At 67.7% G+C, this 21,656-nt stretch carries 23 protein-coding genes; 16 read left to right on the top strand and 7 right to left on the bottom strand.

The features are described 5' to 3' along the window. Window positions 1–87: 87 nt before the first annotated feature. Window positions 88–969 carry an aldo/keto reductase gene (locus tag JVH1_RS13300; RefSeq protein ID WP_009477665.1) on the bottom strand — a complete coding sequence of 294 codons (882 nt, stop codon included), beginning with the start codon at window positions 967–969 and terminating at the stop codon, window positions 88–90. A gap of 64 nt (window positions 970–1,033) precedes the next feature. On the opposite strand from JVH1_RS13300, the gene JVH1_RS13295 reads away from it, so the two are divergent. Further along, window positions 1,034–1,849 carry an HAD family hydrolase gene (locus JVH1_RS13295; protein ID WP_009477666.1) on the top strand — a complete coding sequence of 272 codons (816 nt, stop codon included), beginning with the start codon at window positions 1,034–1,036 and terminating at the stop codon, window positions 1,847–1,849. Window positions 1,850–1,900: 51 nt separating this feature from the next. Here JVH1_RS13295 and JVH1_RS13290 read toward each other — a convergent pair whose 3' ends face one another. Genes JVH1_RS13290 through fadD3 form a run of 5 tightly spaced genes read right to left on the bottom strand, consistent with a single transcriptional unit; the run spans window position 1,901 to window position 7,489 of the window. Beyond that, entirely contained in the window at window positions 1,901–2,950 is a 1,050-nt protein-coding gene (locus JVH1_RS13290) for an acyl-CoA dehydrogenase family protein (protein ID WP_009477667.1), read from the bottom strand. After that, on the bottom strand, window positions 2,947–3,915 hold the full coding sequence (locus JVH1_RS13285) for an acyl-CoA dehydrogenase family protein (protein WP_009477668.1): 969 nt from the start codon (window positions 3,913–3,915) through the stop codon (window positions 2,947–2,949). Before JVH1_RS13285 ends, JVH1_RS13290 begins: the two co-directional genes overlap by 4 nt. Continuing rightward, the gene (locus JVH1_RS13280) at window positions 3,912–5,072 is read right to left on the bottom strand and encodes an acyl-CoA dehydrogenase family protein (RefSeq protein ID WP_009477669.1); all 1,161 of its coding nucleotides are present in this window, start codon (window positions 5,070–5,072) and stop codon (window positions 3,912–3,914) included. The genes JVH1_RS13285 and JVH1_RS13280 overlap by 4 nt, the downstream gene beginning before the upstream one ends. Further along, window positions 5,073–5,945, bottom strand: coding sequence for an enoyl-CoA hydratase (locus JVH1_RS13275; RefSeq protein WP_005254492.1), 873 nt, complete (start codon window positions 5,943–5,945; stop codon window positions 5,073–5,075). Beyond that, the gene (gene fadD3, locus JVH1_RS13270) at window positions 5,942–7,489 is read right to left on the bottom strand and encodes a 3-[(3aS,4S,7aS)-7a-methyl-1,5-dioxo-octahydro-1H-inden-4-yl]propanoyl:CoA ligase (protein ID WP_009477670.1); all 1,548 of its coding nucleotides are present in this window, start codon (window positions 7,487–7,489) and stop codon (window positions 5,942–5,944) included. The genes JVH1_RS13275 and fadD3 overlap by 4 nt, the downstream gene beginning before the upstream one ends. Window positions 7,490–7,537: 48 nt before the next feature. On the opposite strand from fadD3, the gene JVH1_RS13265 reads away from it, so the two are divergent. The 4 genes from JVH1_RS13265 (at window position 7,538) to JVH1_RS13250 (ending at window position 11,426) form a co-directional block, all read left to right on the top strand. Continuing rightward, window positions 7,538–8,758, top strand: a complete 1,221-nt coding sequence (locus JVH1_RS13265; protein ID WP_009477671.1) for an acyl-CoA dehydrogenase family protein — start codon at window positions 7,538–7,540, stop codon at window positions 8,756–8,758. Next, window positions 8,755–9,558, top strand: a complete 804-nt coding sequence (locus tag JVH1_RS13260) for an SDR family oxidoreductase (protein WP_009477672.1) — start codon at window positions 8,755–8,757, stop codon at window positions 9,556–9,558. The genes JVH1_RS13265 and JVH1_RS13260 overlap by 4 nt, the downstream gene beginning before the upstream one ends. 91 nt (window positions 9,559–9,649) lie before the next feature. Further along, window positions 9,650–10,264, top strand: a complete 615-nt coding sequence (locus JVH1_RS13255) for a TetR/AcrR family transcriptional regulator (protein WP_009477673.1) — start codon at window positions 9,650–9,652, stop codon at window positions 10,262–10,264. A gap of 13 nt (window positions 10,265–10,277) precedes the next feature. Beyond that, a complete protein-coding gene (locus JVH1_RS13250; RefSeq protein ID WP_009477674.1) occupies window positions 10,278–11,426 on the top strand; it encodes an acetyl-CoA C-acetyltransferase in 1,149 nt (382 codons plus the stop codon). A gap of 39 nt (window positions 11,427–11,465) precedes the next feature. Here the strand turns inward: JVH1_RS13250 and JVH1_RS13245 are convergent, their stop codons facing one another. Then, window positions 11,466–12,728 carry an ATP-binding protein gene (locus JVH1_RS13245; protein WP_009477675.1) on the bottom strand — a complete coding sequence of 421 codons (1,263 nt, stop codon included), beginning with the start codon at window positions 12,726–12,728 and terminating at the stop codon, window positions 11,466–11,468. A gap of 140 nt (window positions 12,729–12,868) precedes the next feature. Here JVH1_RS13245 and JVH1_RS13240 point away from each other — a divergent pair, with 140 nt between their 5' ends. The 11 genes from JVH1_RS13240 to JVH1_RS13190 all read left to right on the top strand — a co-directional run bounded on the left by JVH1_RS13240 (window position 12,869) and on the right by JVH1_RS13190 (window position 21,654). Beyond that, complete coding sequence (locus tag JVH1_RS13240; protein WP_007300861.1) at window positions 12,869–13,198, top strand: hydrogenase maturation nickel metallochaperone HypA; 330 nt, start codon at window positions 12,869–12,871, stop codon at window positions 13,196–13,198. 6 nt (window positions 13,199–13,204) lie between these two features. After that, window positions 13,205–14,020 (top strand): hydrogenase nickel incorporation protein HypB, encoded by an 816-nt coding sequence (gene hypB, locus JVH1_RS13235; protein WP_011596967.1) that lies wholly within the window; start codon window positions 13,205–13,207, stop codon window positions 14,018–14,020. A gap of 160 nt (window positions 14,021–14,180) precedes the next feature. Next, window positions 14,181–15,236 carry a hydrogenase expression protein HypE gene (locus JVH1_RS13230; protein WP_005258614.1) on the top strand — a complete coding sequence of 352 codons (1,056 nt, stop codon included), beginning with the start codon at window positions 14,181–14,183 and terminating at the stop codon, window positions 15,234–15,236. Between the two features lie 57 nt (window positions 15,237–15,293). Next, window positions 15,294–17,087 carry a nickel-dependent hydrogenase large subunit gene (locus JVH1_RS13225; protein ID WP_009477678.1) on the top strand — a complete coding sequence of 598 codons (1,794 nt, stop codon included), beginning with the start codon at window positions 15,294–15,296 and terminating at the stop codon, window positions 17,085–17,087. A 10-nt stretch (window positions 17,088–17,097) separates the two neighbouring features. After that, window positions 17,098–18,054, top strand: coding sequence for a NifU family protein (locus JVH1_RS13220; protein ID WP_051033757.1), 957 nt, complete (start codon window positions 17,098–17,100; stop codon window positions 18,052–18,054). Then, entirely contained in the window at window positions 18,054–18,692 is a 639-nt protein-coding gene (locus JVH1_RS13215) for a DUF5947 family protein (protein ID WP_009477680.1), read from the top strand. Before JVH1_RS13220 ends, JVH1_RS13215 begins: the two co-directional genes overlap by 1 nt. Then, complete coding sequence (locus JVH1_RS13210) at window positions 18,689–19,336, top strand: DUF6084 family protein (protein WP_009477681.1); 648 nt, start codon at window positions 18,689–18,691, stop codon at window positions 19,334–19,336. The genes JVH1_RS13215 and JVH1_RS13210 overlap by 4 nt, the downstream gene beginning before the upstream one ends. After that, a complete protein-coding gene (locus tag JVH1_RS13205) occupies window positions 19,333–20,760 on the top strand; it encodes a hypothetical protein (protein ID WP_009477682.1) in 1,428 nt (475 codons plus the stop codon). Before JVH1_RS13210 ends, JVH1_RS13205 begins: the two co-directional genes overlap by 4 nt. Further along, window positions 20,757–20,876, top strand: coding sequence for a hypothetical protein (locus tag JVH1_RS13200; protein WP_009477683.1), 120 nt, complete (start codon window positions 20,757–20,759; stop codon window positions 20,874–20,876). The genes JVH1_RS13205 and JVH1_RS13200 overlap by 4 nt, the downstream gene beginning before the upstream one ends. 7 nt (window positions 20,877–20,883) lie before the next feature. Continuing rightward, complete coding sequence (locus JVH1_RS13195; RefSeq protein WP_009477684.1) at window positions 20,884–21,396, top strand: hydrogenase maturation protease; 513 nt, start codon at window positions 20,884–20,886, stop codon at window positions 21,394–21,396. A 3-nt stretch (window positions 21,397–21,399) separates the two neighbouring features. Then, a complete protein-coding gene (locus tag JVH1_RS13190; RefSeq protein WP_009477685.1) occupies window positions 21,400–21,654 on the top strand; it encodes a HypC/HybG/HupF family hydrogenase formation chaperone in 255 nt (84 codons plus the stop codon). Window positions 21,655–21,656: the final 2 nt, after the last annotated feature.

Here is a 21,656-nt window from a genome sequence, read left to right as displayed (position 1 = left end):
TTATGACTCAGGACACTAGGCGCTCCGCGCCCGTGCGCGGTCGACGAGTCTCTGGACTCGTTAACCACTCACGGGCGGCGAAGCCGCCTACTCCGGTGCGTCGATGTTCAAGTCGTCCGGGTGGGCTCCGACGCGGACGCCGTCGTCCATCGTCTCGATCTCGCTGAGGTCCTGTTCGCTGAGCTCGAAATCGAACACGTCGATGTTCTCGCGGATCCGCGACTCGTGCACCGACTTGGGGATGACGATCAGCCCACTCTGCAGGTGCCAGCGGATCAGCACCTGGGCCGGGCTCTTGCTGTGGCGGTCGCCGATGCGGGTGATGATCGGGTCGGTGAGCAGCGTGTTCGGCTTCGAGTCGTCGCCCCACCCCGAGTTGCTGGTGCCGCCGAGCGGGCTCCACGATTCGACGGCGATGCCGTGCTCGATGGCGAACGTCCGGATCTCCTGCTGCGCCAGATGCGGATGCAACTCCACCTGGTCGACCGCCGGAACGACGCCGCCCCGGTCGATCAGCAACTGCAGGTGACGCGGTTCGAAATTGCACACACCGATCGCCTTCGCGCGACCCGACTCGGCGATCTTCTCCAGCGCATCCCACGTGCGGAGGATGCGGTCGTCGTCCTGCAGCGGCCAATGGATCAGGTAAAGGTCGACATAATCGACGCCGAGACGTCCGAGGCTGGCGTCGAACGCCTTCAACGCCGGCTCGTAGCCCTGATCGGCGTTCCACAACTTGGTGGTGAGAAAGATGTCTTCGCGGGCGACTCCCGAGTTCGCGATGCCGCGGCCGACCCCTTCCTCGTTGCCGTATGCGGCGGCGGTGTCGATGTGCCGGTAGCCCGCCTCGTCCAGGGCGAACCCCACGGCGTGTTCGGTCTCGTCGTTGTCCGCCTGCCAGACGCCCAAGCCGAGCTGCGGGAGGATGGTTCCGGAATTCAGCACGATGCTGGGTACTCGAGGACTCATGCTGTCCAGGCTATCGACTGTGGTGGGGTCGTGAGGGGTACATGCGCCCTGGCATCATGCGGAGGTGACGCAAATTCGGCTGTTGGCGACGGACCTCGACGGCACCCTGCTGCGGTCGGACCGCACGATCTCCCCTCGCACCGCGCAGGCAATGGAGGACGCGCGACTGTCGGGGGTGGAGGTGGTGTGGGCAACGGCCCGCGCCCGGCACTCGGTCCACGAGCTGGCGCAGTCGTGCGGATTCCGCGGCAAGGCGATCTGCGCGAACGGCGCGGTGGTACTCGACCTGGCCGACGGAACCCCGGTGATCACGGCGACGACGACCATCGCGATGGCGTCGGCCGCAGCGGCCATGGACCGGGTGCGGACCCTGATGCCCGGTGTCGTGTTCGCGAACATCGGTCCGACGCGCTTCGTCGCCGAACCGGCGTACGCAGCGTTGTGCGAGTTCGCCGACCACCACCGGCACCCGCACCAGATGGCGCTGTCGGAACTGCTGCCCGACATCGACGAGCCGATGGTGAAGATCGTCGCCCGGCACCCCGAGGTTCCCAGCGCGGAGCTGTACCGGGCGGCGGTGGCGGCCGGCGTCGACGGCGTCGAACTGACGCACTCCGGTGCGCCGTACGTCGAGATGGCGGCGTCCGGCGTGTCCAAGGCGAGCGCGCTCGCCGAGCTCTGCGCGGTCGACGGGATCTCGACGGAGGAGGTCGCCGTCGCCGGGGACGCCATCAACGACGTCCCGATGCTGACGTGGGCGGGCACGGCTCTCTGCCCGTCCAACGCGCTGCCGGAAGTCCTCGCCCTCGCCGACCACATCCTGCCCAGCAACGACGAAGACGGGGTCGCCAGCTACTTGGAGCGGCTCCGCCGCCCGTGAGTGGTTAACGAGCACAGAGACTCTTTAACCACGCACGGGCGGCGGAGCCGCCTACAGTCCGGCGGCGGTGGCCAGTTGCGGCAGGTACTCCCGCGGCTGCCCGAACAGCTGTGCGCTGCCGTGCGCACGTTTGAAGTACAGCTGCGCGTCGTGTTCCCACGTGATCGCGATGCCGCCGTGCAGCTGGATGGCCTCGGCCGCGACGTGCTGCAGTGCCTCCGAGCAGTACACCTTCGCGATGACGGCGTCCTCGTGCGTCCCCGACAGCGCCGCGGCGTACGACATGGACCTGGCCGTCTCGACGAGGGCGTACATGTCGGCCATGCGGTGCTTGAGTGCCTGGAACGACCCGATCGCCCGGCCGAACTGCTTGCGCGACTTCGCGTACTCGACCGTCTGCTCCAGCGCCGCGGACGCCGCACCCACCTGTTCCGCCGACAACGCGACCAGTGCGACCGTGCGCAACTGGTCGACGAGGTCGGTGGGGGAGACGAGCCTGCGCGCCGCGACCCCGTCGAACACGACCTCCGACAGCGGACGCGTCGGGTCCATCGCCGGGACGCGGCGACGCGTGACGCCGTCCGCCGCCGGATCGACCTCGAACAATCCGGCGGACGTGAGAACCAGGAGCACGTCCGCGACGGCACCGCCGAACACGTACGACGCCGTCCCCGACAGCGTCTCGCCCGATGCGGTGACCCCGAATCCGGACCAGCCGTCCGCACCTGCCCAGCACAGCGCGGCGACAGTACCGGCCGCGATGCCGGGCAGCAGTCGGGCGCACGCGTCGTCGTCCCCCGACAGCACCAGCGTCTGCGCGGCCAGCACGGCGCTGCCCAGCATCGGCGACGGCGCCAGCGTGCGGCCCAGTTCTTCCTGCACCACATGCACTTCCAGCAGCGACGCCCCCACGCCGTCGTATTTCTCCGGCACGGCCAGCGCGGCGACGCCGATCTGCTCGCACAGCTTCGACCACAGGGTGTCGTCGTAGCCGTGCTCGGTGGTGATCGCACGGCGGACGGCGGCCGAGTCGGAATGCTTACCCAGCAGATCCCGGACCGACGACCGGAGCGCGGCCCGCTCCTCGTTGTCGAAACTCATGACGCCTCCACGAGCGAGTCGACGACGCGGCCGCGGTGGTACGCGGGCGTGCCCCAGGCGGTGACCAGCGCCCGGACCTTGGTGAGCCACAGCGACAGGTCGTGCTCCTGGGTGTAGCCGATGGCGCCGTGCACCTGCAGCGCCACCCGCGCCGCCCGGTACGCGGCATCCCCGCACGCGACCTTCGCCGCGGAGACGTCCCGGGAACTGTCGACGGACCCGTCCCGCACGGACAGTGCTGCACCGTGCAGCAGCGGCCGCGACATCTCCAGCCCGACCGCGACCTCGGCCAGGTGATGTTTGATGGCCTGGAACTGTCCGATCACCTTGCCGAACTGCTTGCGCTGCTTGGCATAGTCGGTGGTCACGTCCAGCAGGGTCTGCCCGAGTCCCTGCAGTTGGGCGGCGGTGGCCAGGGCGCCGAGATCGCATGCGGGCGCGAAGTCGGCGTCGCCGAGTGCGTCCCCGGCGGTCAGTGGATACAGCCGTCGCGACTGATCCACCGAGTTCTGCACCGCCCCGGCCTGTCCGAGGCTCACGGTGGCGCCGTCGACGAGCAGGACGAGGTCGGCCGAGTCGGCATCGACGGCGAACGGCACGTGCGGCGCGGCCGCGACCGTGGCGAGTGAACCGGAAGCCAACGCCGCCAACCGGTCCGGGGCCACCTGCGCGAGCAGGGCGGGCGCGACGGCCACGGTTTCGGCCACCGGACCGGGAACGGCATGGCGTCCGAGTTGCTCGACGGCCACGACGAGGTCGACGGCGTCGGCGCCCAGCCCGTCGTGCTCGTCCGCGACGAGCAGTCCGTTGACGCCGGTCTCGGCGAGGCGCTGCCACACCTTCAGGCCCGGACCCGTGTCGCCGGTGTTCCACGACCGGATCACCGCCGGCATGTCCGCCTTCGACAGCAACGCGTCGATGCTGGAAGCGAAGTCCTGATGGGAGGAGTCGAGTGTGAATCTCATCGATCCGCCTTCGGTAGGCCGAGCAGCCGCTCGGCGATCACGTTCTTCTGAATCTCGTTGGTGCCGGCGTAGATCGGCCCGGACAGGGAGAACAAATAGCCGTCCATCCAGTTGTCCGCGAGCTCCGCCGAGGCGCCCTGCAATTCGAGTGCGGTCTCGTGCGTGGCGATGTCCCACTCCGACCAGAACACCTTGTTGATCGACGATTCGGCGCCCAGTTGCCCGCCGTCGGCCAGTCGGGTGACGGTGCCGAACGTGTTCAGCTGGTACGCGCGGGCGCCGATCCAGGCGTCGGCGACCTGGTTTCGCAGGGCCGTGTCGTCGGTGCGTCCGCTGTTCCGGAACAACTCGATCAGCCGATCGACCGTCGCGAGGAAACGGCCCGGGCTGCGCAGCGACAGTCCGCGTTCGTTGGACGCGGTGCTCATCGCCACGCGCCAGCCCTGGTTCACGCCGCCGATCACCCCGGACTCGCCGGGGTTCGCGGGGTCGTCCGGGACGAAGACGTCCTCGAGGAAGATCTCCGCGAAACCGGGTTCGCCGTCCAGCTGATCGATCGGGCGCACGGTCACGCCCTTCGAGCGCAGGTCGAACATGAAATACGTGATGCCCTTGTGCCGCTGGGCATCCGGGTCGGACCGGAACAGTCCGAAGCCCCAGTCCGCGAAGCTCGCCCGCGAACTCCACATCTTCTGCCCGTTCAGCACCCAGCCACCGTCGACGCGCCGCGCGGTGGAACGGAGCGACGCGAGGTCGCTACCCGACTCCGGCTCCGACCAGGCCTGCGCCCAGATGTCGTCGGCGCGGGCCATCCGCGGCATGATGCGGGCCAACTGCTCGGCGTTCGCGTGCTCGAACAGCGTCGGGGCGAGCAGGAAGATGCCGTTCTGGCTGACGCGTCCGGGCGCACCCGAACGGTAGTACTCCTCCTCGAACACCACCCATTCCAGCAGCGACGCGTCCCGTCCACCCAGCTCCTCCGGCCACGACACCACCGACAGCCGGGCGTCGGCGAGTGTGCGTTCCCACTCGCGGTGCGCCTCGAAACCCTCGGCGGTGTCCATCGACGGCAGCGGCTCGGCGGGAACGTTGTCGCGCAGGAAGGTTCGCACCTCCTCGCGGAAGGCGACGGTGGCGGCGCCGAACTCGAGATCCACTTACTTCGCCCCTTCGTTCGAGTTGCGTGCACTGGCCGCCATCGACTTGGCATCCATGCCGCCGAGCGGATCGGTGTCGATCTCGGCGTTGTGCGCGTGCGCGAAGTGGTGGAGGCCGAAGACGGAGTCCATGCCGTTCCGCATGCCCATCTGGTCCTCGCACTGGTTGACGGCCTTCTTGGTGAGCGCGAGCCCGAACCGGGGCATGGCGGCGATGCGCCCGGCGATCGCGAGCGTCTCCTGCTCCAGGTCCTCGCGGGGCACGACGCGGTTGACCATGCCCACCTCGTACGCGCGCTGCGCGGTGAACCGGTCGCCGGTGAAGAGGATTTCCTTCGCGAACCGCGGTCCGAGCATCCACGGATGCGCGAAGTACTCGACCCCCGGAATGCCCATACGTACGACCGGGTCGGAGAAGAACGCGTCGTCCGATGCCACGATGAGGTCGCACACCCACGCCAGCATCAGCCCGCCGGCGATGCAGGCGCCCTGGATCATCGCGATGGTCGGCTTCGGGATCTCGCGCCAGCGACGGCACATCCCGAGATAGACCTCCATCTCGCGCGCGAACCGCTGGTCGCCACCCGGCTTGTCGACGTGGTCCCACCACATGACGGCCTTGTTGTCGTAGTGCACGTGATGGTCCCGGCCCGGGGTCCCGATGTCGTGCCCGGCGCTGAAGTGCTTCCCGTTGCCGGCGAGGACGATCACCTTCACGTCGTCGTCCTCGACGGCCCGCTCGAACGCGGCGTCGAGGGCGTACGTCATCACCGAGTTCTGGGCGTTGCGGTAGTCGGGGCGGTTGAGCGTCACGAATGCGACACCGTCACGCACCTCGTAGGTGACGACGTCACCCTCGTCCGGAACCGTCATTTCTTCTCCTCACGCAGAACGTTTTTCATGACCTTCCCGGAGGGGTTCCGGGGGAGGGAGTCGACGAAGCGCACCGATCGGGGCACCTTGAAGTTGGCGAGTCGCTCCTTGCAGAACGCGACCACGTCGTCCTCGGCGAGCGTGACGCCCGGCTTGGCGACCACGTAGGCCCGCCCGACCTCGCCCATCCGCTCGTCGGGAACACCGATGACGGCAGACTCCGCGACGCCGTCGAGTCGGGCAAGGGCGTTCTCCACCTCAGCGGGATACACGTTGAAACCGCCGGAGATGTACATGTCCTTGAGGCGGTCGGTGATGTCGACGTAACCGCGGTCGTCCAGGGTGCCGACGTCGCCGGTGTGCAGCCAGCCGTCCGCATCGATGGTCTTGGCAGTCGATTCGGGGTCGTCGAGGTAACCGAGCATCACGTTCTCGCCGCGCACCAGGATCTCGCCCTGGTCGCCGATCCGGACCTCCATCCCGGGGATGGCGCGACCCGACGTGGTCGAGACGGTCACCGGGTCGTCGTCGGTCCGGCACATCGTGACCACCACCGCCTCCGTCTGGCCGTAGGCGGTGAGGACGGCGTCGAAGCTCAGCTCCGACTGCATCCGTTCCACCAGGGCGACCGGCACCGTGGCCGCGCCCGTGATCGCGACCCGCAGGCTGGACAGGTCGTACTTCGGCCGGTCGGGGTGGTCGAGGATCGACTGGAAGATCGTGGGGGCGCCGGGCAGCACGGTGATCTGCTCGTCGTGCACGGTCGCCATCACCTTCGGCACGTCGAACACCGCCATCGGTACCACCGTCGCCCCGTTCAGCAGGCACACCAGGAACCCCGCCTTGTATCCGAAGGTGTGGAAGAACGGGTTGATGATCAGGTAGTTGTCGTCGGAGGTCACCTCGGCGCACTCACCCCACGCCTGTGCGATGCCCACCGACTGCCGGTGCGCACTCATCACGCCCTTGCTGCGGCCCGTCGTGCCCGACGTGAACATGACGTCGGAGACGTCGTCGGGGGAGACGGCGGCCGCGCGGGCGTCGGCCTCGGCACGCGTGTCCTCGTCGGCGAGGGCGAGGAAGTCGTCGAAGTCGAAGACGCCGGGCAACTCGGCGTCGCCGCCGTCGACCGGAACCCGGACGACGGTCGGCAGGTCGAAGGTGCTCGACTCGTCGCGCAGCGACGCGTACCGGTCGGTGCCGAGGAAGTTGCCCGCGACCACCAGTGCGGTGGTCTTGGTGCGCTCGAGAATGTCGAGGGCCTCCGTGGCCGTGTACCGGGTGTTGATCGGGACGAGAGTCGCACCGGCGTAGTGGATGCCGAGCGCCGCGACCACCCAGTGATACGTGTTGGGCGACCACACCGCGACGTGATCGCCGGGTCGCACGTCCTGTGAGCTGAGTGCTGCGGCGAAATCGCGGACACGGTCGTGCAGTTGTGTGAAGGTCAGACGGACGTCGCCGTCCGCCACGGCTGTGAGCTCGCCGAATTCGCGTGCGGCCCGTTTCAGGGCGGACGGGGTGGTTGTCGGTTGTTCGGTCACTGGGCTCCCTACCTACCTAGCAAGTGCTTGGTAGGTTATCTTACAGACGTGGACCAGAGCGAGAGCCCGGACGGGCTGATCACCGACGACGACTTTGCGCAGACCGTCAGGACGTGGCTGAACGACAACCTCACCGGCGACTTCGCCCGGCTGAAAGGCAAGGGCGGCCCCGGCAGCGAGCACGAGTTCTTCGAGGAACGGCTCGCGTGGGACCGTCATCTCGCCGCGGCGGGATGGACCTGCCTCGGCTGGCCGAAGGAGCACGGCGGGCGCGGAGCCACGCTGGCCCAGCAGGTGGTGTTCCATCAGGAGTACGCGAAGTCGGGGGCGCCGGCGCGGGTCAGCCACGTCGGCGAGGAACTGCTCGGCCCGACGCTCATCGCGTTCGGCACCGAGGAACAGAAGCGTCGCTTCCTTCCCGGCATCAACACCGTGACCGAACTGTGGGCGCAGGGCTATTCCGAGCCGGGCGCCGGTTCCGACCTCGCGAACGTATCCACCACCGCCCGCCTCGACGGCGACAAGTGGGTGATCAACGGGCAGAAGGTGTGGACGTCCCTCGCGCACGTCGCCCAGTGGGCGTTCGTCCTCTGCCGCACCGAACCGGGATCCAAGCGGCACCAGGGCCTGAGCTTCCTGCTCGTCCCGCTCGACCAGCCCGGCGTCACGGTCCGGCCCATCCAGCAGTTGACCGGCACGTCCGAGTTCAACGAGGTGTTCTTCGACGACGCCGTCACGGACGCGGATCTGGTGGTCGGGGAGCCGGGTGACGGCTGGCGCGTCGCGATGGGTCTGCTCACCTTCGAGCGCGGCGTGTCCACGCTCGGGCAGCAGATCGGATTCGCCCGCGAACTGCAGGGCGTCGTCGACCTCGCGAAAGCCAACGGTGCGGCGACGGACCCGAACATCCGCGAGAAGATCGCCCGTGCGTGGGTCGGGCTGCGGGTGATGCGGGCGCACGCACTGCGCACCCTGGAGGCGGTCGACGCCGGGACCTCCGGCGCGGAGGCGTCCGTCGCGAAGCTGCTCTGGGCCAACTGGCACCGCGACCTCGGACAGCTGGCCATGGAAGTGCAGGGCGCGGCGTCGCTGCTCGCCCCGGCCGATCCGGCGTCCGACGTCACGGACCCCGAACATCTCGAACTCGGCGACTGGCAGCGGCTCTTCCTCTTCACCCGCGCCGACACGATCTACGGCGGATCCAACGAGATCCAGCGCAACATCATCTCCGAGCGCGTGCTCGGACTCCCCCGAGAGGCACGACCGTGACACAGACATCCCCACTCGCCACCGCGCCCGTCGAGACTCCGGGACACGACCTGCTGAAAGACAAGAAGGTCGTCGTCACCGCCGCGGCGGGCACCGGCATCGGCTACGCGTCCGCGCGACGCGCCCTGCTCGAGGGCGCCGACGTGCTGGTGTCCGACTGGCACGAACGACGGCTCGGCGAGACGCAGGAAAAGCTCGCCGCCGAATTCCCGGGCCAGGTGGTCGAGGCGCTGACGTGTGACGTGTCCAGCACGGAGCAGGTGAATGCGCTGATCGCCGCCGCCGCCGAACGACTCGGCCGGATCGACGTCCTCGTCAACAACGCCGGACTCGGCGGCGAGACACCGCTCGTCGACATGACGGACGAGGAGTGGGACCGCGTCCTCGACATCACGCTCAACGGAACGTTCCGCGCCACCCGCGCCGCGCTGCGCTACTTCAAGGAGGTCCCGCACAACGGTGTACTGGTCAACAATGCGTCGGTCCTCGGGTGGCGGGCCCAGCACTCGCAGGCGCACTACGCGGCCGCGAAGGCCGGCGTCATGGCCCTGACCCGCTGCAGCGCGATCGAGGCCGCCGAGTACGGCGTCCGGATCAACGCCGTCGCGCCGTCCATCGCGCGGCACGCGTTCCTCGCGAAGGTCACCAGCGAGGAACTCCTCGACAAGCTGGCGTCCGGCGAGGCGTTCGGCCGCGCCGCCGAGGTGTGGGAAATCGCCGCCACCATCGCCATGCTCGCCAGCGACTACACCACGTACCTCACCGGCGAGGTCGTGTCGATCTCGTCGCAGAGGGCGTAGCCGCCCCGTGCGTGGTTAACGAGTGTCTGGACTCCTTAACCACGCACGGGGCCGAAGGCCCTAACAAGCGCTTGGTTGATAGGATGTGACGATGACGCCACCCCCCGCCGACGACACGTCCGGCAAGTCCGGACGCCGGACCGAACTCCTCGACATCGCGGCCACCCTGTTCGCCGAACGCGGCCTGCGGGCCACCACCGTGCGCGACATCGCCGACGCCGCGGGCATCCTGTCGGGCAGCCTGTACCACCACTTCGACTCGAAGGAGTCGATGGTCGACGAGATCCTACGGGGCTTCCTCGACGACCTGTTCGGCAAGTACCGCGAGATCGTCGCGTCCGGCCTCGACAGCCGCGCCACCCTCGAAGCGCTGGTCACCACGTCCTACGAGGCGATCGACGCGTCGCATTCCGCGGTCGCGATCTATCAGGACGAGGTGAAGCACCTCGTCGCGAACGAGCGCTTCACGTACCTGTCCGAACTGAACACCGAATTCCGCGAGCTGTGGATGGGTGTGCTCGAGGCGGGTGTGAAGGACGGCAGCTTCCGATCCGACATCGACGTCGAGCTCGCCTTCCGATTCCTCCGCGACACCGCCTGGGTCGCCGTCCGCTGGTACCGGCCCGGCGGCTCGGTCACGGTCGACACCGTCGCCAAGCAATACCTCTCGATCGTCCTCGACGGACTTGCGAGTCCCCATAACTGACTAGGAGTTTCACATGACCGAGGCCTACATCGTCGACGCCGTTCGCACACCGATCGGCAAGAAGAACGGTGGCCTGTCCGGCGTGCACCCCGCCGACCTGGGCGCGCACGTCATCAAGGCCCTCGTCGAGCGCACGGGCATCGACCCGGCGGGTGTCGACGACGTCGTCTTCGGTTGCGTCGACGCGATCGGCGGGCAGGCGGGCAACATCGCCCGCACCGCATGGCTGGCCGCCGGCTACCCGGAGGAGGTCCCGGGGGTCACGGTGGACCGGCAGTGCGGGTCGAGTCAGCAGGCCGTGCACTTCGGTGCGCAGGCGATCCTGAGCGGCACCGCCGACCTGATCGTCGCCGGCGGTGTGCAGAACATGAGCCAGATCCCGATCGCCTCGGCGATGGTGGTCGGTCAGCAGTACGGATTCGACACCCCGTTCGGCGGATCGACGGGCTGGACGGAACGCTACGGCGACCAGGAGGTGTCGCAGTTCAACGGCGCCGAACTGATCGCGGACAAGTGGGACATCAGCCGCGAGGAACTCGAGCGCTGGGCGTTGCAGAGCCACGAACGGGCGCGGACGGCCATCGCCGAGGGGCGCTTCGACCGCGAGATCGTTCCGTTCGGTGACGTGACGACGGACGAGGGTCCCCGCGAGACCAGCCTCGAGAAGATGGCGGCGCTGAAGACCCTCACCGAAGGGGGACGTCTCACGGCCGCGGTCGCGAGCCAGATCTCCGACGGTGCGAGCGCGGTGCTGCTGGCCTCACCGGAAGCGGTCGAGAGGTACGGCCTGACTCCCCGTGCCCGCATCCACCACCTCAGCGCCCGCGGCGCCGACCCGATCTTCATGCTCAGCGCCCCGATCCCCGCCACGCGTTACGCGCTGGAGAAGACGGGCCTGAGCATCGACGACATCGACGTGATCGAGATCAACGAGGCCTTCGCGCCGGTCGTCCTCGCATGGATCAAGGAGATCGGCGCCGACCCGGCGAAGGTCAACGTCAACGGCGGCGCGATCGCCCTCGGACACCCCCTCGGCGCGACCGGCACGAAGCTGATGGCCACCCTCCTCAACGAACTCGAACGCACCGGCGGCCGCTACGGTCTGCAGACCATCTGCGAAGGCGGCGGCACAGCCAACGCCACCATCATCGAACGCCTGTGAGTACTTGTTAACCGCGGGCGGTTGACAAGTACTCACAGGTCAGGTGCGGGCGTGACCGGCGATGTCCTCCGTGAACGCCTGCATCATCTCGGCGGTGAGGGTGGGACGCACCGTGCCGATCACGTCCAGGTAGTCCTGGGTACCGGCATGGCAGCGTCCCCCCGAGTCGACGCTGCACTCGAACGTCGCCTGCGCAACGGTCCGTGCCGCGTGCGCGACGTCGGCGGGCGTGTAGCCCTCGGTCGCGGCGACGAGGGCGGACACGTCGACCTGCTCGTTGCCGAGGTACCGCTCCCACAGGGCGTGCCGGGCCTCCGCGTCCGGCGCGCCGATCGGCAGCACATAGTCGAAACGTCCGTGACGTAGGAACGCATCATCCAGTGCGCGAACGGAATTGGTGGCGCACACCAGCAACCGTCCGCCGCGTTCACGGAAGTGGACGATCGATTTCAGCAGTTCGTTCACCACCCCGATGGACTGCGATCCGGGCCTGCGCCGCGCCGCCACCTCCTCCACCTCGTCGATGAAGACGACGACGTGCTCGAGTTCGCCCATCGACGTGAACGCCTCTCCGAGACCGGCAGCGAGACCGTTCTCGCCGGCCGCGAGCCGCGACGGGAACAGTTCGACGAACGGCCAGCCGAGCCGGCTGGCGATGGCACGCGCGAACGTCGTCTTCCCGGTTCCCGGCGGTCCGAACAGGACCACGGCGCGCGGCGGTGCCACGCCGTGGTCGGCGGCCAGCGCGGGCCGCGACAGGGGGAGCACGATCTTGCGTTCGATCAGCGACTTCTCCCGGGACATGCCGGCGACCTGTTTCCACAGTCCGGCGGGCGGTACCGCGCCGCCGAGCGTCGCCAGGACCCCGGCCGTACGGGGCGACACCGTCCCGAGCTTCTCGTAGTACGTGACTCCGCTGCGGGCGGTGAATCCGGAATTGCTCAGCGCGGTGGCACCGGTCTCACCTTCGGGGAGGAGCGCGCTCACCCGCCGCACTCCTCTGGCGAGGAGCTGGTGCTCGAGCTGCGACAGCAGGGCGCTGCCGAGCCCTTGGGCACGCCATTCGGGATCGAGGGAGAGGCGCATGACCCAGGCGCGGTCCTCATCGACGCGAGCGACCGCCGTCCCGATGATGAGACCGTCCTTCGTCGCGACGACCGCCGGGTGACGGTTCAGCAGACTTCCGACCACGTCCGACAGCGCGAACAGGGGCGGTTGGTCCGTGGTGGTGGAACTGCTGTCCATGCGCACGACGGACTCGAGATCCTCCGGTTCGAAGTCTCGGATGCTCCAGGCGTCCATGCGCCCTCCCTGATGTGGATGGCGGATCCTCAGACTACGTCTGCTGTGAGTACTTATTAACCGCCCGCGGTTAATAAGTACTCACGGGCGCGAAGCGCTACGCTCGAATCCACAGGTGACGAGTCCTGAACGGGGCCGTGATGCACGAGTTGGCAATCACCCAGAGCGTCGTCGACGCCGTCTGCGAGACCGCCGCGGGACGGACGGTCCACAGTGTGCGCGTGCAGGTGGGGGCGTTGACGGCCGTGGTCGCCGATTCGATGCAGTTCTGTTTCGAACTGGTCACCGAAGGGACCGTCGCGCACGGTGCCCGTCTCGACATCGACCACACCCCGGGCGGTGCGCACTGCCGTGAGTGCGGCGCGGACTTCGCGCTCACGGACCTGGTGTTGCTGTGCCCGTGCGGAAGTGCGGACGTGGAGGTCACGTCGGGTCGGGAACTACGAATCCTCTCGATGGAAGTGAGCTGACGCAAAATGTGTGCCACCTGTGGATGCGGAGACGAGACCGGAACCAGGATCACGGTGCCCCACGAGCACCCCCACGACCACGAGCACCCCCACGACCACGACCACGAGCATCCGCACGACCACGAGCATCCGCACGACCACGACCACGAGCACACCCACGAACACCCGCACGAGCCTGCGACCGAGACGGTGACCCTCGAGCAGAAGGTGTTGGCGAAAAACGACCTCACCGCGGAGCGCAACCGGGGCTGGCTGGCGGGGCGCGGGGTGCTCGCCCTGAACGTAATGAGTTCGCCGGGGTCGGGGAAGACGACACTCCTCGAACGCACCATCGCCGACATCGGTGGGCAGCGACGCGTGTCGGTGGTGGAGGGTGACCAGGAGACGATGCTCGACGCCAACCGCATCAAGGCGACGGGATGTGCTGTGGTGCAGGTGAACACGGGAGCCGGGTGTCACCTCGACGCCGAGATGATGCGGGACGCGCTGACCGCCCTCGACCCCGAGCCCAACTCGCTGCTGTTCATCGAGAACGTGGGGAACCTGGTCTGTCCGGCACTGTTCGATCTCGGTGAGAAGAGCAGGGTGGTGGTGATCTCGGTGACCGAGGGGACGGACAAGCCGCTCAAGTATCCGCACATGTTCGCGGCGGCGAACCTGGTGATCGTGAACAAGGCGGACCTGTTGCCGTACGTGGACTTCGACGTCGATCTCTGCACGAAGTACGCACGGTCGGTGAACCCCGACCTGCAGATGATCACGCTGTCGGCGACGACGGGTCAGGGCATTGCGCAGTGGTACGACTGGATTGCGAAGCAATGACGCCCATACACGACGGGGTCGAACTGCGCGGTGCGACGCGCCGAGGACCGTTGACATCCGCTCGACGGCGGAGCTAAATAAATATCAGCGCCACACAGGTGGGCCGACGGTCGACTCCGGTGGCGACAGGAGTTGTGTTCACTCCGGAAAGCGACCTGATATGCCGACACAGGAAGCAATCAACGCCGAGGACACCCTGATTCACGTGCTGTGGATCAATGCGGGACTCAGTTGCGACGGCGATTCGGTGGCCTTGACGGCTGCGACGCAGCCCAGTGTCGAGGAGATTGCTCTGGGAGCCCTGCCGGGCCTACCCAAAGTGGCCGTTCACTGGCCGCTGATCGACTTCGAGAACGGCCCCGAGGGCGGCGCCGACGACTTCCTGGAGTGGTTCTGGAAGGCGGATCGCGGCGAGCTCGAACCCTTCGTCCTGGTGGTGGAGGGTTCCATCCCGAACGAGCAACTTCACGACGAGGGTTACTGGTGCGGGTTCGGCAACAATCCCGAGACGGGCCAGCCGGTGACGACGAGTGAATGGCTCGATCGTCTGGCTCCGAAGGCGACGGCGATCGTCGCGGCGGGCACGTGCGCCACGTATGGCGGTATCCACGCGATGGCGGGTAACCCGACCGGTGCGATGGGCGTTCCCGACTATCTCGGCTGGGATTGGAAGTCGAAGGCGGGCATCCCGATCGTCTGCGTTCCCGGCTGCCCGATCCAACCGGACAACCTGTCGGAGACGCTGACGTATCTCCTCTACATGGCCACCGAGCAGGCGCCCATGATTCCGCTCGACGACGCTCTGCGTCCGCAGTGGCTGTTCGGGGCCACGGTGCATGAGGGCTGCGACCGCGCCGGCTACTACGAACAGGGTGATTTCGCCACCGAGTACGGCTCGCCCAAGTGCATCGTGAAGCTGGGGTGCTGGGGTCCGGTCGTCAAGTGCAACGTCCCGAAGCGGGGCTGGATCAACGGTGTCGGTGGGTGCCCGAATGTGGGCGGTATCTGCATCGGGTGCACGATGCCGGGCTTCCCGGACAAGTTCATGCCGTTCATGGACGAACCGCCGGGCGGCAAGATCTCCGCCGCGGCGTCCGGACTGTACGGATCCGCCATTCGGAGCCTCCGCAAGATCACCAAGACCACTTTGGACAAAGAGCCGCACTGGCGCAGTCGCGGTACGAAACTGACCACGGGCGCCACACGCACCTGGTAGTCCCGCTCGGGGTCTCGGGCGGTAGTCCGACGGCCTCGAACACTGAGAGGTACGTCGATGACAACGATCATTCCGGAACCTTCGCACAAGTCGGAATCCGACGGCCTGGTCGAGATGGCGTGGGATCCGATCACGCGCATCGTGGGCAGCCTGGGCATCTACACGAAGATCGATTTCAAACAGAAGGAAGTCGTGGAGTGCCACAGCACCTCGTCGATCTTCCGCGGCTATTCGATCTTCATGAAGGGTAAGGATCCCCGCGACGCCCACTTCATCACCAGCCGCATCTGCGGAATCTGTGGTGACAACCATGCGACGTGTTCGTGCTACACCCAGAACATGGCCTACGGTGTGCAGCCCCCGCACATCGGCGAGTGGATCGTCAACCTCGGCGAGGCCGCGGAATACATGTTCGACCACAACATCTTCCAGGAGAACCTCGTCGGTGTGGACTTCTGCGAGAAGATGGTCTCCGAGACCAATCCGGGGGTGCTCGCGCAGGCCGAGAAGACCGAGGCGCCGCACGCCGGCGAGCACGGCTACAAGACCATCGCCGACATCATGCGTTCGCTCAACCCGTTCACCGGTGAATTCTATCGGGAGGCGTTGCAGGTCAGCAGGTGGACGCGAGAGATGTTCTGCCTCATGGAAGGTCGGCACGTCCATCCGTCCACCCTGTATCCGGGTGGCGTGGGCACGGTCGCGACGATCCAGTTGATGACCGATTACACGACGCGTCTGATGCGCTACGTGGAGTTCATGAAGAAGGTCGTCCCCATGCACGACGACCTGTTCGACTTCTTCTACGAGGCCATGCCCGGCTACGAGAAGGTCGGCCTGCGCCGGACGCTCCTCGGCTGCTGGGGATCCTTCCAGGATCCCGCGGTGTGCAACTTCTCCTACAAGGACATGGAGAAGTGGGGACGGGCCATGTTCGTCACGCCCGGCATCGTGGTCGACGGCAAACTGATCACCACGTCCCTCGTCGACATCAATCTGGGTATCCGGATCCTGCTGGGCAGTTCCTATTACGACGACTGGACCGACCAGGAAATGTTCGTGAAGAACGATCCGCTCGGGAACCCGGTCGACCGCAGGCACCCGTGGAACCAGCACACCAACCCGCACCCGCAGAAACGCGACATGGAGGACAAGTACAGCTGGGTGATGTCGCCGCGGTGGTTCGACGGCACGGACCATCTCGCGCTGGACACCGGCGGCGGGCCGCTGGCCCGGCTCTGGAGTACCGCCCTCGCGGGTCTCGTCGACATCGGGTACGTGCAGTCGACCGGTCACAGCGTGAAGATCAACCTGCCGAAGACCGCGCTGAAGGGCCCGGTCGAGCTGGAATGGAAGATCCCGCGGTACGGCAGCAACACGATCGAGCGTGACCGGGCGCGGACGTACTTCCAGGCCTACGCGGCGGCGTGTGCGCTGCATTTCGCGGAGAAGGCGCTCGCCGAGATCCGGGCCGGGCACACGAAGACGTGGGAGAAGTTCGAGGTCCCCGACGAGGGCATCGGCTGCGGCTTCACGGAAGCGGTGCGCGGAGTTCTGTCGCACCACATGGTGATTCGCGACGGCAAGATCGCGAACTACCACCCGTATCCGCCGACCCCGTGGAACGCCAATCCCCGCGACAGCTTCGGTACGCCGGGACCGTACGAGGACGCGGTGCAGGGGCAGCCGATCTTCGAGGAGAACGATCGGGAGCACTTCAAGGGCATCGACATCATGCGGACCGTCCGCAGTTTCGATCCCTGCCTGCCCTGCGGTGTGCACATGTATCTCGGTGAGGGAAAGACGCTGGAGAAGCTGCATTCGCCCACCCAGTCCGTGACCGGCGAGTGACGAGGTACGCATGGAGAGTGGCGGATCGGAGACGTGGGGGAGTGACGAAGTAGGAGACGACCCCGATCGGTGGCGGACAGCCGGCGAGAGGATCGACAGCCTGTTGGACGCGAGTTCGACAGGTGGCTCGGTGGCACGTGAGCGCGCCGAGCAACTGGTCCGCGAGGTGGTCGAACTCTACGGCGCCGGGCTGCAGCGTGTCCTCGAGATCATCGGCGAGCGCGACGACGACCTCGTCGAACGACTGGCCGCCGACGAACTGGTGGCCAGCCTGCTGCTGGTGAACGGACTTCATCCGCACGACGTCGAGACGAGGGTCGCCACCGCGCTCGACAGTGTGCGCCCCTACCTGGGCTCCCACGGCGGTGACGTCGAACTGCTCGGCGTGGTGGAGGGTGTGGTGCGGCTTCGGCTGACCGGCAGTTGCCAGAGCTGTCCGTCCTCGGCGGTGACGTTGGAACTCGCCGTCAAGGACGCCGTGCTGGCCGCCGCACCGGAGACCGTGGACATCGAGGTGGTGGGTGCCACCCCCGCGGCCGGTTCGGGGCTGATTTCCGCGGAATCGCTGTTCTCCCACGTTCATCCGGACGGATCGGACGGGTCGAGCGGTACCGGGACGTGGGTGTCGGTGCCCGAACTCGAGGACCTCACGCCCGGGGAGGTGGCCGGATTCTCCGTGGCCGGGCTCCCGATTCTGGTGTGCCGGATCGGGGAGCAGTTGTTCGCCTACCGCGACCGCTGCGCCGCCTGCACCAACTCGCTGGCCGGGGCCACGCTGCAGCGGAAAGCGGGCGGGCAGGTGGGTGACGCGGTGCTGCGCTGTCCGTCGTGCCGGGCGCACTTCGACCCGCGCCGGGCAGGCCTCCGTCTGGACGGCGACGCCGATGCCGACACGCTGTCGCCGCTGCCGGTCCTCGTCCGTGACGGCGTCGTCTCCGTCGCGGTGCCCGCCGCGGAGGTGGCGTGATGAGCCCGTCGGGGAACGGACTGCGCATCCTGCAGCGCATCGCGTCCGAACGGCCCGCACCGGTGGTCGGGGAACGGTGCGACATGTGCGCCGTGCCGATCGCCGACGCCCATCAGCACGTCGTGAACGTTCAGGACCGGCAACTGATGTGCGTGTGCCGTGGGTGCTACCTGCTGTTCACCGACGAGAGCGCCGAACTGCGCTTCCGGGCCGTCCCGGACCGCTACCTGTCGTTCCCCGACTTCGAACTCGCACCGGGCCGCTGGGACGAACTGGAGATCCCTGTCGGGCTCGCCTTCGTGTTCCGGAACTCGCTGCTGGCCAAGACCGTCGCCTTCTATCCCGGACCGGCAGGTGCCACCGAATCGGAGCTGCCGCTCGACGCCTGGGACAGCGTCCTCGCGGCCAACCCGGCCCTCGACCGGCTGTCCGCAGACACGGAGGCGTTGCTCCTGCGGGTCCCCGAGCACGGAGACCCCGAGTGCTACCTCGTTCCCATCGACGCCTGCTACCAGCTGGTGGGCGAATTGCGGCAGGTGTGGCGGGGGTTCGACGGCGGCCAGGACGCCCGCCGGGTCATCGACACGTTCTTCCAGACGGTGCGTGCGCGCAGTCGCGTCGCGAAGGAGCCGACATGACCGAATTGTCGTTCCGCGTGGAGGACGTGTTTCCGGAACCGTTCGCGGTTGCGCCGAATCTCACTGCGCGAGTAGAGGTGACGGAGTCCAGCGGTGCCACCGTACACGCGATGGCCGTCCGCTGCCAGGTTCGCATCGACCCGCAACGTCGCCGCTACACGGACGGCGAGGCGGAGGGCCTCCTCGATCTGTTCGGGCCCCGCGAGCGGTGGACGGCCACCCTCAAACCCTTCCAATGGATGCAGACCAGCACCGTGGCCCAGGGGTTCACCGGGTCGAGTGTGGTGGAGTTGCCGCTGCCGTGCACGTACGACTTCGAGGTGACGGCCTCGAAGTATCTGCACGCCCTGGACGAGGCCGGGTCGACGGTGCCGCTCGTGTTCCTGTTCAGCGGAACGGTCTTCACTCGCGGGGTCGCCGGTTTCGGGGTGGAACGGATCCCGTGGGACCGCGAGTCGACCTACGACCTGCCGGTCGGCGTGTGGCGCGAACTGGTTCAGGCGCACTACCCGAACACGGGGTGGGTGCGCCTCGACCACGACACGCTCGCCGCGCTGGCGCGCTACAAGGCGGCGCACGGTCTGATCGGACTGGACGTCGCCATTTCGGACCTGCTGCAGGGAGCCGGGGAGGTGATCGCATGATCTCCCCGGCGTCCCTGCAGCGAGTACGTGCCGTGGCTGACGCGGTCCTGTACGAGGGCTACCTGCTGTATCCGTATCGTGCGAGTTCGTCGAAGAATCAGTCGCGGTGGCAGTTCGGAGTCCTCGGACCGTCGGGTGCGGCGGAGTCGGGGGTCGGCGAGGAACCGCGCATGTCCTGTCAGACCCTGATGCAGGCAGGCGACGGAGCGGGGGTCAACGTCACCCTCCGCTTCCTGCAGCTTCAGGTGCGCAGCATCGAACGCGTGGTCGCAGACTCGGCGGAGTTCGTTCCCGTCGACGAACTGACGGTCGCGGGCGCGAGCTGGCTCAGCTGGGACGAGGCGGTGGAGCGCGAATTCGATCTCGGCATCCTGCGCCCCGCGGAGTGGCCGGGCGAACGCCGTCTCGACGTCCACATCGACGGCGGCACGGAGGTGGAGGAACTGCGGGACGAGGACGGATCCCTCGCCGGCCGGGTGGTGCGCACCCGGTGGCCCGCGCACGCGGTCGTGACGGTGGGCAGCGACGGCGTCGACAGGCTGAACCGCGTGCGGGTGTCGGTCGAGAACGCGACCACCGCGCAGGACGCCGCCGGCTGGGACAAGGACTCGGCGATCCGGCAGTCGCTGATCGGCGCCCATCTGATCCTGGCGGCGGAGAACACCGAGTTCGTCTCACTCCTCGAACCTCCCGCGGAGGCGGAGCAACTCGCGGGAACGTGCGCGCACGAACGGTGCTACCCGGTACTGGCCGGGCTGCCGGGGGAGACGGATCTCGTCCTGGTGTCGCCGATCATCCTGTACGACCACCCCGAGGTGGCCGAGCAGAGCGACGGGGCACTGTTCGACGCCACCGAGATCGACGAGATCCTCACACTGCGCGTCATGACCCTCACCGAGGAGGAGAAGCGGCAGGCCCGCGCCACCGACCCGCTCGCCGCCCAGATCATCGACCGGTGCGACCAGATGTCGCCGGCGACGCTCGCTCAGATGCACGGCATCCTCCGAGATCCGCACCTCCCGGACCCGGATTTCCCGGACCCGCACCTCCCGGATACGGGCCTCCCCGACATGGGGCTCGTCCCGGAACTGACCGACGACATGCCGTGGTGGGATCCGGATGCCGACACAGCCGTTCGCCCCGACGTCGACGGCGTGATCGTGAACGGCGTCCGGGTGGCGAAGGGCACTGTCGTGCGGATCCACCCGTCGCGGCGGGCCGACGCCCAGGACCTGTTCTTCGCGGGACAGCTGGCTCGCGTGGTGACCGTGCACGCCGACGTCGACGGTGGCACCCACGTCGGCGTCGTGCTGGAGGACGACCCTGCGTCGGAGTTGCACGAGTGGTACGGACGGTATCTGTACTTCGCCCCGGACGAGGTGGAGCCGGTCTCGGCAGACACCGGAAAGGATGGACAGCCATGAAGATTCTCGGAGAGATGACCACCGCGGCTCTGGCGTTGGTTGTGGTCGCGGGCGTCGCGGTCGCCGTCATCGCGATCCCCGACATCAGGCGATATCTGCGTATCCGGAAAATGTGAGACGCACGTGACGGTGGGCAGGCGGGTTCTGGTTGCCGGTGTGGGCAACATCTTCTTCGGCGACGACGGTTTCGGACCCGAGGTGCTGCGCGGGGTCGCGACGAGGACGCTGCCGCCGGGAGTCCGCGCCGTCGATTTCGGCATTCGTGGAACGCATCTGGCCTACGAGCTGCTCGACGGGTGGGGCGCCCTGCTGCTGGTGGACGCGGTGCCCGGCCGTGGTGAGCCCGGCGCGCTGAGGGCATTCGAGGTGGGGCCCGATTCCGTCCCGGTTGCGCCGCTGGACGCGCACAGCATGGATCCGGGGGCGGTGTTCGGGAGTCTGCGCGCGCTCGGCGGAACCCTGCCACGGACCGTGGTCCTCGGCTGCCAGGTGGCGAACACCGGCGAGGGAATCGGGCTCTCACCGCGGGTCGAGGCCGCCGTCGGACCGGCCGTGGACTTGGTGTTCGAGATCGTGGATCAACTGCTGGAGTCCGACTCCGCGGCAACGCTGCAACCGGACGGGACGGAGGGCTGAATCATGTGTCTCGGTATTCCCGGTCAGGTGGTGCGCATGTTGGAGGGTTACGGCAACCAACTCGCGCTCGTCGACGTCGTCGGCGAACAGCGCAAGGTGAACGTCGGTATGCTGCCCGAGGACGTCAGCCTGGAACCGGGCGACTGGATCGTCATCCACATGGGTTTCGCCATGGAGAAGGTGGACCAGGCGGGGGCGGAGAAGGCCATGGCCGGGCTGGAGATGATGGGGCGGTCGCGGACGGCCGACGACGACTGACG

It is taken from the genome of Rhodococcus sp. JVH1, from assembly GCF_000280725.2.
GTDB classification, from domain to species: Bacteria; Actinomycetota; Actinomycetes; order Mycobacteriales; family Mycobacteriaceae; genus Rhodococcus_F; species Rhodococcus_F jostii_A.
Note: the sequence above shows the minus strand (reverse complement) of the source record. Positions and strands in the feature narration are given on the sequence as shown.